We start from the raw sequence: 12,372 nt of genomic DNA on the forward strand, positions 1-12,372 counted from the left end.
CCCATCGGAAACCATCTGCTGAATCCGTGACTAAATCGACTAACTGTCCGTCCGATCAATGAGTTGGCGCGCTCTTCAGGAGGTTATCAACAGGTTTATCCCAAGAAGCTGTGGACAACTTTTCTGCGCGCTGTTTGTGCATTTTTGCTGGTGCGTGAGAGTTTGTCTTTATGAATCATGGGCTTGCTTGCGATGTCCAGCACTTGTCCCCAAGGCTGTGAACAAAAACTGTGGACAATCACAGCACCATTGCACGGATCCGGGTCAGAACTGCTGCAATCGGCAACGCGGCAGACAATCCGATATGCATCAGGCACTTGGAACACTCATCCCAGGGTTACGCACAGGCCTGCTAACAAAATCTGTGGATAGTCGCGGGGCGCCAGACCCAGATGCTGATATCGATAACACCCGTCTTGCGCCTTGCGCAGTTTCAGTCCGATAATCGGGTTCGCAGCGGGCTGCCCGGTGGGCGTGATGGATGGCATCACAGGCGTATCCTGGCAGTCTGAACAGTTCGCAGCACGCATCGCGTACGCTTCGCTCCGCGCGTCGCGTCTCATTCTCCCCGCCACTCTCCATCGCGCCGTGCTCAAGAACTCGCGCTTTGTCGGTCTCCTGCATATTCCCGGTTTTCTGCCGCTAGCCGGCGCCACCTTGATGCTGGGCGTGGCGATGTCCTTCACCGCACCCTATCTCTCGCTGTTCGGCGTCGAGCGCGCGGGCATGACGCCATTCAAACTGGGCGTGTTCATGACCGCCATCGCCGCGAGCGGTGTGATCGCCAGTACGGCGGCGGGGCGCTGGAGCGACCGCACGGGCAAGCACCGGCTGCTGTTGCTGGTCTCGCTCTGCGCGGCGACGCTGGGTTATCTGTGCCTGTGCGTGGTGCGCGACTACCGTCTGTTGCTGGCAGTGGGCATCGCGTTTATCGGCGCGGGCGGCTGCGCGCTGTCGCTGGTGTTCTCGTTCAGCCGCGCAGCCTTGCCGGCCGCCGACGATGCCGAGCGTACCTTCGCCAGCGCGACATTGCGCACGATTCTTTCCGCCGCCTGGGTCTTCGGTCCTGCGGTGGGCGCGCTGGTGCTCGCGGCCACCGGCTTTTACGGGCTGTTCCTGTTTGCCGCGGCCAGCTTCGCGGCGTGCGGCACGATCGTGTGGCGCATGCGCGAACCGCGCCAGGACGAGCACGCCACGCAGCATCTTATGGCGCGGCCCACGGCCCAGGAGGTGGCGCAGGAGCGCGCGGAAGATGCGATCGCGCCCTACGAGGGCCAGCCGCTCACGCAGGCCGAGGTGCAGCCCGCCGTGAAGCAGCGTATCCGCGCCGCCGCGCCCGATGTCTCGCAGAAGGACATCATGCGCGCGATCGTTGCGCTCACACTGATCGGTCTTGCCGCCAACGCGACCATGATCGTGCTGCCGCTCTACATCGTCCACGGGTTGCAGGGCTCGCGGCTCGATGTGTCGATCATGCTGGGGCTGGGTGCGCTCATGGAGATTCCGATGATGCTCGCGCTGGGCGCAAAGGCCTCGCGCCTGAACAAGCCGCATTGGCTTGCGGCTTGCGCGGTGGTGCATGCGGTCTATTTTGCGTCGATGGCGGCGGCGCCCGGCGTCCATTCACTGATCCCGATGCAGATTCTCAACGCCTTCGTGGTGGCGGTGACGTCCTGCCTTGGCATGACCTTCGTGCAGGATCTGATGCCCGATTCGCCGGGACGGGCGACGGCGCTGTTCTTCAATGCCTCGCGACTGGGCTCGATTCTGTCCGGCGTGCTGTCGGGGATGCTGGTGCAAGCGTTCGGTTATCGCGGCACGTTTCTGTTTTGCGGCGTGCTCGCCTTGTGCGCGCTCGTCTTGTTCGCCGTGCCTGGCGAGCAGTATCCGAAGATGGCGCGCGCGGCGCGCGAATTCGTGCGTGAGCGTTTTGCGTCGCGCTCCCGATAGCGACGCGAAGCCTGGCGATTCAATAAGGAATTCGAATCAATCGAGGTAGAAGAAAGGCGGTGCGAAATACGCTCCGCCTCACGTTTCCTTCAGGAATCGGAATTTCCGATCAGACCGCTTCGGTTACGCGAACGTCTGCGTTTTGCGTATCGGCGAAATCTTCGGCGTCCACATCGTAGCCCGACGGTTCCCAGCGCACCGATAGCAGCGCCACCAGCCCCGCGAGCGGCGCAATGGCGATGATCCAGAACACGCGCGTGTTGAGCGCGGCGGCCAGCACGGGGAAAAGGAACAGCGACACCGTCGAGCTTGCGCGCATCAGCGTCTGGTTCAGGCCCACCCCCACGCCGCGCAGCGAAGTGGGGTAGCCCAGCGAGGCGAACGTCATGCTGTGCGAACCCGGCCCGATCCCCTGACCGAACAGGAAAGCCGCGAGCAGCGCGATCGCGCTGACGACTTCGGGCGTCGTCGCCGGTTTGCCGACGATGGCGAGGCCGACGAGCGCGCCGAACTGGATCACATAGCCGCACACCGTCATATTCCACGCGCCGAAGCGCGGCACCGTGCGCACGGCGATCAGTCCGCCCACGAACGCGAAGCCCAGGTTCAGCGCGAGCGAGGCGAGGATGGTGGTCAGCATCGACTGCGCGAGGAAGCTCGAAATGATCACCGGCAAGCCGAACGCCACGGCGTTATAGGCGAACGACGAAGCCACGCCGATCACCGTCGCGAGCACCGTGCGCCGCGCATAGACGCCGCGCAGCAGCGCGCCATAGTTCTTCCACGAAGCCACGCGCGCGGGTTTGGCAGCTGCCTGGATTGCTTCGGGCGCGACCTCGGCGTCGATGCCATAGGAGCGTTGCAGGATGCGCGCAGCGCCCGCGAGATCGCCTTGATTGGCCGCCCAGACCGGCGACTCGCTGATGTAGCGGCTGCGGATCGCGATGATGACGAGCGCGGGCACCGCGCCGAAGCCGAGCGTCAGGCGCCAGAGCAGATGCGAATGCGAGGCCGGCAGCGTGGCATAGAACGCCAGCACCAGCAGATACGAGACACTGATGGCCGCGTACCAGACGGGGCACCACATCGCCACGCGCGCGGCCTTGTTGCCGCGGCCCGAGAGGCGCGAGAACTCGGCGAGAAAGGCCATCGCGACGGGCAGGTCGATGCCCACGCCCAACCCCATCACGAAGCGCGCGCCGCCCAGCACCCAGGCGTTGGGTGCGAGCGCGCAGGCCAGCGCGGCGACCACGAAGAAGAACATATCCGCCATGAAGACGCGGTAGCGGCCGATGCGGTCGGTCAGGAAGCCGCCCAGAAACGCGCCGACAATCGCGCCGAAGGTGATCGCCGAGGCCACGAAGCCGGTCCCCGCTGGCGACAGCGAAAATTCGCGCGCCACGTCCTTGAGGCCGAAGGCCAGCGCGCCCAGATCGTAGGCATCGAGAAATACGCCGCCCAGCGCGATCGCGACGACGATGCGCGCGTTGCTGCCGGGCGCGCCGCCCGCATTGACGAGCCGAGAGACATCGGCGGCGCTGCGGATCAGTGCGCGGCCGTTGGAAGAAGGGCAAGCCAAGGCAGAACCGGGGGAGGAGGCGGAGGAAGCGGAGGACATGCGGGCAGGCGGGCGGCGGCTGGAAAGCCTCGAATGCTACCGGCGGCCCGCTGGACGCCCAAATCGTCTTTCGTAATGAGCTTATGCGCTGCGTATGCGGTGCGCATGCCTGCCCATTTGTAGTGCATTCAGTGCATGTAGGTCACGCGGCGCGTGCGGTCGCTCAGTTGCACGCCGGCGTCGAGCAGGCAGATGGCGAACCAGCGTGACGTTTTGAGCATGCCGCTCACGCTCTGCATCGGCAGCCAGTCGTTGAGCAGGCGCACGGCGGCTTCGCTGCGGGTCGATTGCAGCAGCGCGATCACCTGCAGCAGCGAGCCTTCGTCCTTCGCCAGCTCCGAGGCGCAGCGGCAGCGCGTGTCGAGCGGTCGGCATGAGGCGCGGCATAGCGTGCCCATCAGCAGGTCGAAGTGGGCGATGCCTTCGGCGCCAAGCCCAGCGTCGGCCAGCACGCCGCGCCAGCTCTCGGCCTTGCCATAGGCGTCGCAATGCGGGCGCAGCCAGGTGCGCACGGCGCGCAGCACGGTTTGTTCGGCGCTATCGGGATGCTGGACGAAGGTGTCATCGATCAGCGTGTCGTTTCTCGCGAAAGGGGCGGTGTAGTTCATGGGGCCTCCGGCGAATTGGGCAAACGCGCAGCGGGGTGCGCGGATCAGTAGATCAATTAGACCGGCCTCGCCGGCATGGGAAACATGATGCCCCAAAACAAGCTCAAATGCAAATGATTCTCATTTGTATAAAGGCGATGCCCGCTGACTAGAAACGCGCATGCGGCGCCGCAACAGCGCTGCGTTAAGGATCGGAATCAATCACCTTGACGTGAGAAAGGACTCTTCCAGGCAGGCCGCTTAATTGGCGGGCCACCAGCCGCTACAGTGCCGCCCATGCGTGTTCCAGCGTCGCTGGCGCATCGTGAGAGTTGGCCCCGGCCCGAAGACGGCCGGGGCTTTTTTTTTGCACCGCGCAAAGCCGTGCCCCGCAAGCCTGGCGCGGTCTGCGCGATTGCGCCCCTATGCATAAGTCATTGAGGGCAAAAGAACAAGTAAGGTATTATTCGGGCCGCGCGGTGTGACGGCGTGTCGCAAGCACAGGCGTTCAAGAGGTCGTCGGGGGCTCTTTTGAGAGCGGAGGAACGCGCTTAGGCGGTGTTTCCCGTTTTTTGTACTAGCATAAAGTTGCACAAAAACAATGACTTGTATCAGTGCCTGATTTGGGTTGTGTTGTTGCGCTGCAAAAGTTCAGTATTCCGTTTACCCTCGTTAACCCTTGAACGTGTGTTGCATTTCGCCTCTCAGCTGACGGAACCATTGCAGCCAGCCTGGTCCGATTTTCACCCCGCGTTACCTTTCATTTTGCTTGCGCGCCAGCCCGTGCGCAGACGAATTATGTGCCCCGCATTTTTAAGGTCCTGTTGAAATGCAATCCGTTCCATTCCTGAGTCTGGCGATCTGGATTCCCATCCTGTTCGGCGTGGCTGTGCTGCGCCTCGGGTCGGATCGCCATCCGCAGCGCACGCGCTGGTTGTCGCTGATCGGCTCCATCGTCGGTCTGCTGGTGACCATTCCGCTCATTACCGGTTTCGACAACCATGTTGCCGCCATGCAGTTCGTCGAATTCCGTAACTGGCTGCCCGACTTCGGCGTGGCGTGGCGACTCGGGATTGATGGCATTTCGCTGTGGCTGGTCGTGCTGACCGCATTCACGACGCTGGTGATCGTGATTGCCTCGTGGGAGTCGATCACCGTGCGCGTGGCCCAGTACCACGGCGCGTTCCTGATCCTCTCGGGCCTGATGGTCGGCACCTTCGCCGCGACCGACGGCATGCTGTTCTTCGTGTTCTTCGAAGCGACCCTGATTCCGCTGTACCTGCTGATCGGCACGTGGGGCCATGCCCGTCGCAGCTACGCCGCGGTCAAGTTCTTCTTCTTCTCGCTCGCCGGCTCGCTGCTGATGCTGGTGTCGATGCTGTACCTCTACAGCCAGTCGCATACCTTCGACATGGCCGCATGGCATAACCAGGCAATCGGCCTCGTGCCGCAGCTGCTGGTCTTCATCGGCTTCTTCGCGGCCTTCGCGGTCAAGGTGCCGATGTGGCCGTTCCACACCTGGCTGCCCGACGTCCACCTCGAAGCGCCCACCGGTGCGACCGTGATCCTGGCGATGCTCAAGCTGGGTGGTTACGGCTTCCTGCGCTTCACGCTGCCGATCACGCCGGACGCCGCGCACTTTTTCGCACCGGCCATCATCACGCTGTCGCTGGTCGCCGTGGTGTATTCGAGCCTGCTCGCGCTCGCGCAGACCGACATGACCAAGCTGCTCGCGTACTCGACGATCGCCCACATGGGTCTCGTCACGCTCGGCCTGTTCCTCTTCAACCAGATTGGAACCGAAGGCGCGATCGTCCAGATGATCTCGTACGGCTTCGTCTCGGGCGCGATGCTGCTCTCGATCGGCATGCTGTTCGACCGCACCAAAACGCGCACGATCTCGGCTTATGGCGGCGTTGTCAACGTGATGCCGCGCTACGCCGTTTTCATGATGCTGTTCTGCATGGCCAACGTCGGTCTGCCGGGCACCTCGGGCTTCGTGGGTGAGTTCATGGTCATCATGGGCGCGATCCGCGTGAACTTCTGGGTCGGCGCGATTGCGACCACGACCGTCGTCCTGAGCGCTGCGTACACACTGTGGATGTACAAGCGCGTGATTTTTGGCGCGGTGGCGAACAAGAGCGTCGCCAAGCTGGCCGACATCGGCCGCCGTGAAACGCTGATTCTGGGCTCGCTCGCCGCGCTGGTTCTGGCAGTGGGCATCTATCCGAAGCCCATGACCGACGCCATCGAGCTGTCGGCCGCCAACCTCGTGACCCAGGCAGGCCGCAGCAAGCAGCCCGCCGAGGATACGGCCAACGCCGATGCAGTGCGTACCGACGCCGCACGCTCCGCCACGGAGACCCGCGCGCCGCACTCGCCGACGTAAGCAGGGCAGGTTAGTACCGCAGAAAACTCTGCAGAGAATGACGACGCGCTGCGCGCTGTCCCGCCCACAGAGGCGGTACGGCGCGCAGCGCGTTAAACAGTTTTCGAATTTTGAGATTCGGAAGAAAAGCCGCGGCGGATTGGCGTCCAGGCTTAAGTGGGGCATGACGTGCGTGTGTTGATGAGGCGCGACAGACCTCGCGAACGCATGCGACATAGTGTCTCACTTTTGTTTTGACAAAGATCATTTTCAGCATTCATTGATTGTCTTGGATCAAAGCGGCTGTATGATTCGGGCGCGCTTCCTTTGCCGGATGTCAGGGGATGTGCCCGGAACTATTCAATGAATGAAATTCAGGCAAACGTGATGAAAAGAACAACCTTGCAAAGGTTATTGCTTCCCGTCAGCGCCGGATTGGCCATGTGTCTTTCCGGTTGCAACTTGGAAGTCCTCGACCCCAAAGGTAGCGTGGGCGTGGCGGAAAAGTCGCTGATCGCGACCTCCACCTGGGCCATGCTGATCGTGGTGATCCCCGTGATCATCCTGACGCTGTGGTTCGCGTACCGCTATCGCGAATCGAACCGCAGCGCCACCTACGCGCCGAAATGGTCGCACTCGACGGCTATCGAAGTCGTCGTCTGGACCGTCCCGACGCTGATCATCCTGTTCCTCGCGGTACTCACGTGGAAAACCACGCACGAACTCGATCCGTACAAGCCGCTTGAATCGAACGTCAAGCCGATCAACGTCGAAGTGGTCGCACTCGACTGGAAGTGGCTGTTCATCTACCCGGATCTGGGCATCGCCACGGTGAACCAGCTGGCCGTTCCTGTGGGCACGCCGGTAAACTTCAGCATTACGTCGGACTCGGTGATGAACTCGTTCTTCATCCCGCAGCTTGGCACCCAGGTGTACGCGATGGCAGGCATGCAGACCCGTCTGCACCTGATCGCCGATCACGCTGGCGACTACGCCGGCCTGTCGGCGAACTTCAGCGGCAAGGGCTTCTCGGACATGAAGTTCCGTACCCTCGCCACGAGCCAGCAAGACTTCGACGCATGGGTCCAGAAGGTCAAGGCGTCGCAGACGCAGCTTTCGATGGATCAATACGCGACGGTTGCGCAGCCGAGCGAGAAGGCACCGGTTGAATACTTCTCGACGGTGGATCCGAAGCTCTTCAACAACATCATCGCGAAGTACAACAACGGCCACGTCACGAATTTCAGTGACCCGTCGTGCGTGACCAAGGGGTAACCAGGCATGTTCGGAAAACTTACACTAGCCGACATTCCGTTTCACGAGCCGATTATTCTCGGCACGATGATCGGTATGGCTATCATCGGCGCATTCGTGCTCGGTGGGATCACTTACCTCGGTAAGTGGAAATATCTGTGGACGGAGTGGCTGACGAGCGTCGACCACAAGCGTCTGGGCGTGATGTACATCGTGCTCGCCCTCATCATGCTGCTGCGCGGCTTCGCCGACGCCATCATGATGCGTACCCAGCTGGCTCTCGCGTACAACGCGCCGGGCTATCTGCCGCCGCACCATTACGACCAGATCTTCACGGCTCACGGCGTGATCATGATTTTCTTCATGGCCATGGCTTTCATGGTTGGCCTGATGAACATCGTGGTGCCGCTGCAGATCGGCGCACGCGACGTCGCGTTCCCGTTCCTGAACTCGCTGTCGTTCTGGATGACCGCTGTTGGCGCAATCCTGCTGATGATCTCGCTGGTCGTCGGTGAATTCGCCATGACGGGCTGGCTTGCCTACCCGCCGCTCTCCGAACTGGCATACAGTCCTGGGGTAGGGGTGGATTACTACCTGTGGGCGCTGCAGATTTCGGGTGTCGGTACGCTGCTGACCGGCGTGAACTTCTTCGTCACCATCATCAAGATGCGCGCTCCCGGCATGACGATGATGAAGCTGCCGGTGTTCACGTGGACGGCGCTGTGCACGAACGTGCTGATCATGGCTGCGTTCCCGATCCTGACCGTCACGCTGGCGCTGCTGGGTCTGGACCGCTACATCGGTACGCACTTCTTCACGAATGACGGCGGCGGCAACGCCATGCTGTACCTGAACCTGATCTGGGCCTGGGGTCACCCCGAGGTGTACATCCTGATCCTGCCGGCGTTCGGTATCTTCTCGGAAGTCGTGGCTACCTACGCCAAGAAGCCGCTGTTCGGCTACAAGGCAATGGTCTACGCGACCTGCGCGATCATGGTGCTGGCATTCGTCGTCTGGCTGCACCACTTCTTCACGATGGGTTCGGGCGCTGACGTCAACGCGTTCTTCGGTATCGCCACGATGATCATTTCGATCCCGACTGGCGTGAAGATCTTCAACTGGCTGTTCACGATCTACCGCGGTCGCCTCGAGTTCAACTCGTCGGTGCTGTGGACGCTCGGCTTCATGGTCACCTTCACCATCGGCGGCATGACCGGCGTGATGATGGCGATCCCGGGCGCGGACTTCGTGCTGCACAACTCGCTGTTCCTGATTGCTCACTTCCACAACGTGATCATCGGCGGCGTGCTGTTCGGCTACCTGGCTGGCTTCAACTACTGGTTCCCGAAGGCGTTTGGCTTCAAGCTCAACGAAAAGCTGGGCAAGCGTGCATTCTGGTTCTGGCTCGTGGGCTTCTACGTCGCCTTCACGCCGCTGTACGTGCTGGGCTTCATGGGCGCAACGCGTCGTCTGAACCACTACGACAATCCGGCATGGCATCCGTGGATGATCATCGCGTGGGTTGGCGCCGTGCTCGTGGCAATCGGTATCGCTCACCAGCTGATGCAGCTGTATGTGTCGATCCGCGACCGCAACCTGCCGGAAAACCGCGATGTGACGGGCGATCCGTGGGGTGGCCGTACGCTGGAATGGTCGATGTCGTCGCCGCCGCCGTCGTACAACTTCGCGATCATCCCGAACGTGTCGGAACTCGATGAGTTCCATCACCTGAAGGAAACCGGCCGCGCAACCGTCGATGTCGCGAACACGCACTACACCGACATCCACATGCCCTCGAACACGAGCGCAGGTCTGTTCATCGGTTTCTTCAGCCTGGTGCTCGGCTTTGCTGGCATCTGGCACATCTGGTGGCTCATGATCGTTGGCTTTATCGGCATCGTCGGTACGGCAATCGCTTACAGCTTCCAGAAGAACGAAGGCTATTACATCCCGGCCGCCAAGGTTCGGGCGGACGAAGAAGCGCGTAGTCGCGCACTGGCCAAGGCGTTTGCTGTCAAGCAACGCGGTGGCAAGGTTGAAGAAGCACTGGAGGCCAACTGATGTTGACGAAAACTGGTGCGGCCGCACTCGCGGAGCACGATCACCACGATCACCCGCCGTCACACTCGGTGTTCGGCTTCTGGCTGTACCTGATGACGGACTGTATTCTGTTCGGCACGCTGTTCGCAGTGTTCGCCGTGATGCAGAACCAGTTCGCAGGCGGCCCGACCGGCAAGGACCTGTTCGACATCAACGGCGTGGCGATGGAAACGGCAGTGCTGCTGCTGTCGTCCATCACCTACGGCTTCGCGATGATCGGCGCGCACAAGCAGCGCAAGGGGCAAGTGCTGTTCTGGCTGGCGATCACGTTCCTGCTCGGCGCAACGTTCCTGTATTTCGAACTCCATGAGTTCGCGAACATGATCGCCGAAGGCAACGGTCCGCAACGCAGCGCGTTCCTCTCGTCGTTCTTCACGCTGGTGGCTACCCACGGTATCCACGTGACGTTCGGCATGATCTGGATGGTCGTCCTCATGGTGCAGACCCTGAAGGCGCCGGAACTGGGCGATCGCGAAGTGCGCCGCCTGTCGTGCCTCAGCCTTTTCTGGCACTTTCTGGACATCGTCTGGATCTGCGTGTTCTCCTTTGTTTACCTTGCGAGCGTGATCTAAATGAGTGCTCATCCTATCCACGAAGAAGAAAGCCACGGCAGCTTCGGCGGCTATGTGGCGGGTTTCGTCCTGGCGGTGGTGCTCACGGCAGCATCGTTCTGGCTGGTTCTGCATGGCGGCTTCCCGCGTGAAACCGCGCTGCTCGGCCTGGCTGCTCTGGCAGTGGTGCAGATCGTGGTTCACCTCGTGTTCTTCCTGCATATGAACACGTCGTCGGGCCAACGCTGGAACGTGACCGCATTTGGCTTCACGGCCATGACGGTACTGATCGTCGTGATCGGTACGCTGTGGGTCATGCACAACGTCAGCATGAACATGATGTCGCGTTAATCCTCGATTCAACGCACGTCTCGCTGAAAAGCAAAAAAACGCCGCTTGGGTTCGCGCCCGGCGGCGTTTTTCTTTTTGTGGCTGGGGCGCTTCCGGTCTCAAATGCCGAAGCGCTGCCGTACGGTTTGCGCCACGGCGTGGCCGAGCTTGTGATGTTGATCCGCTTCGTAGTGAATGCCGTCGGTCGAACTGACTTTGACGAATTCGCCGGCGTCGAGAAACGCCGAACCGTATTTCACCGCCACGCGCTCATAGAGCGGCGCGAGCAGGCGCGACTTCGCCGCGCCGCCCGCGAAAATTTCGCCGAGAAAGCCGATCTCCTCGATGGGCACGGGCGACATCAGCAGCACATGAGGGGTCGAGCCGCCAGGGCCCGCGCGGCAGGCAAGCAGCGTTTCGAGCAGCACGTCGACCGAATGGGCGATATCGGCCGGAGTGACGGAAAAGCGCGTCTTGAGATCATTGGTGCCGAGCATGAGCACGACGACATCCACCGGCAACTGGCTCTCCAGGCAAGGCCGCAGATACGCGAGGCCGTTCTTGTGGCGGCCCTCGATCGGATCGTCGTGCACGGTGGTGCGCGCGGGCAGTCCTTCTTCCACGACCTGCCAGCCGCTGCTCAATGCGCTGGCCAGCACGCCCGGCCAGCGGTCGGCCGGGCCAAAGCGCGCAAGCTCGCCGGGCAGATTCAGCGGTTTGGTGCCGTGGGTATTCGAATCGCCATAACAAAGCAGGGTGCGTAACGACATGGATGGCTCTCCTGATGGTGAGTTTCCGATGCGAAATTTCCGGCTGTCGTGCGCTTTATGGTGCACGAACGCGTGCGCCTGGCCGGAGCGATAAAAGCCACTTCGTGAGTCGGGAGATTACTAGACGACTGGTCTAATCCGCCTGTAAGATGGCAACCCATGAACGCAGCGCCAGCCGTCGAAGTTCGACAACACATCCTCGATACCGCCATGCCCATTATTCTGGGCAAGGGTTTTTCGGCCGTCGGTCTCAACGAGATTCTCGCGACCGCGGGCGTCCCCAAAGGGTCGTTCTATCACTATTTCGGCTCGAAAGAGGCGTTCGGCGAAGCTTTGCTGACGTGCTATTTCACCGAGTATGAAGCGCGCCTCGAAGAGCAGCTCGTTCAGCGGGCCGGTTCGCCGGTCGAGCGCCTGATGGGCTATTTCGAGGAATGGCGCGTCATGCAGTGCGCCGATGGTCCCGACGGCAAATGCCTCGCGGTGAAGCTCGGCGCCGAAGTGAGCGACCTTTCCGAAGCGATGCGCGCAGTGTTGCGCCGTGGCACGGAAGAGATCATCCGGCGCATCGCGGTCTGTATCGACGAAGGGCGCGCCGATGGTTCGCTCACCGGCATCAGCGATGCGAGCTGTACCGCTGCGACGCTTTACGAGCTGTGGCTGGGGGCGACGCTGATGGAGAAAATCCGCCGCGACCGCCGCCCGCTCGATGCCGCAATGGCCACGACGCGGCAACTTCTGAATCTGCCGCGCGCTGTCTGAAGGCCAGTTCCAGGCTTAAGCGCAAACGTAACCAACCCGCCACATCGGCATGACATCATCGATTGGACGCCGTTGAGCAGGC

At 61.7% G+C, this 12,372-nt stretch carries 10 protein-coding genes; 7 read left to right on the forward strand and 3 right to left on the reverse strand.

What is annotated here, in order from left to right:
* The first annotated feature begins 588 nt into the window (after nt 1-588).
* Nucleotides 589-1,950 (forward strand): sugar efflux transporter, encoded by a 1,362-nt coding sequence (locus tag F4827_RS16560; RefSeq protein WP_183725311.1) that lies wholly within the window; start codon nt 589-591, stop codon nt 1,948-1,950.
* Nucleotides 1,951-2,059: 109 nt separating this feature from the next.
* On the opposite strand, the gene F4827_RS16565 is transcribed toward F4827_RS16560, so the two are convergent.
* Together F4827_RS16565 and F4827_RS16570 are read right to left on the reverse strand one after the other, a co-directional pair.
* Nucleotides 2,060-3,568 carry an MFS transporter gene (locus F4827_RS16565; RefSeq protein WP_183725046.1) on the reverse strand — a complete coding sequence of 503 codons (1,509 nt, stop codon included), beginning with the start codon at nt 3,566-3,568 and terminating at the stop codon, nt 2,060-2,062.
* A 128-nt stretch (nt 3,569-3,696) separates the two neighbouring features.
* Complete coding sequence (locus F4827_RS16570) at nt 3,697-4,176, reverse strand: hypothetical protein (RefSeq protein WP_183725047.1); 480 nt, start codon at nt 4,174-4,176, stop codon at nt 3,697-3,699.
* A gap of 808 nt (nt 4,177-4,984) precedes the next feature.
* Between F4827_RS16570 and F4827_RS16575 the strand changes: the two genes are divergently transcribed.
* From F4827_RS16575 to cyoD, 5 genes are all read left to right on the forward strand, one after another.
* Nucleotides 4,985-6,544 carry an NADH-quinone oxidoreductase subunit M gene (locus F4827_RS16575; protein WP_183725048.1) on the forward strand — a complete coding sequence of 520 codons (1,560 nt, stop codon included), beginning with the start codon at nt 4,985-4,987 and terminating at the stop codon, nt 6,542-6,544.
* Nucleotides 6,545-6,910: 366 nt separating this feature from the next.
* A complete protein-coding gene (cyoA, locus tag F4827_RS16580) occupies nt 6,911-7,798 on the forward strand; it encodes a ubiquinol oxidase subunit II (RefSeq protein WP_183725049.1) in 888 nt (295 codons plus the stop codon).
* Between the two features lie 6 nt (nt 7,799-7,804).
* Entirely contained in the window at nt 7,805-9,838 is a 2,034-nt protein-coding gene (gene cyoB / locus F4827_RS16585) for a cytochrome o ubiquinol oxidase subunit I (RefSeq protein ID WP_183725050.1), read from the forward strand.
* A complete protein-coding gene (gene cyoC / locus F4827_RS16590; protein WP_183725051.1) occupies nt 9,838-10,449 on the forward strand; it encodes a cytochrome o ubiquinol oxidase subunit III in 612 nt (203 codons plus the stop codon). The genes cyoB and cyoC overlap by 1 nt, the downstream gene beginning before the upstream one ends.
* Nucleotides 10,450-10,779: a cytochrome o ubiquinol oxidase subunit IV gene (cyoD, locus tag F4827_RS16595; RefSeq protein ID WP_167058318.1), complete on the forward strand. Its 330-nt coding sequence runs from the start codon at nt 10,450-10,452 to the stop codon at nt 10,777-10,779.
* Between the two features lie 98 nt (nt 10,780-10,877).
* Here cyoD and F4827_RS16600 read toward each other — a convergent pair whose 3' ends face one another.
* Complete coding sequence (locus F4827_RS16600; RefSeq protein ID WP_183725052.1) at nt 10,878-11,528, reverse strand: SGNH/GDSL hydrolase family protein; 651 nt, start codon at nt 11,526-11,528, stop codon at nt 10,878-10,880.
* Between the two features lie 159 nt (nt 11,529-11,687).
* Between F4827_RS16600 and F4827_RS16605 the strand changes: the two genes are divergently transcribed.
* Nucleotides 11,688-12,290, forward strand: a complete 603-nt coding sequence (locus F4827_RS16605; protein ID WP_183725053.1) for a TetR/AcrR family transcriptional regulator — start codon at nt 11,688-11,690, stop codon at nt 12,288-12,290.
* The last annotated feature ends 82 nt before the right edge of the window (nt 12,291-12,372 follow it).

Source organism: Paraburkholderia bannensis (assembly GCF_014200455.1).
Lineage (GTDB): Bacteria > Pseudomonadota > Gammaproteobacteria > Burkholderiales > Burkholderiaceae > Paraburkholderia > Paraburkholderia bannensis_A.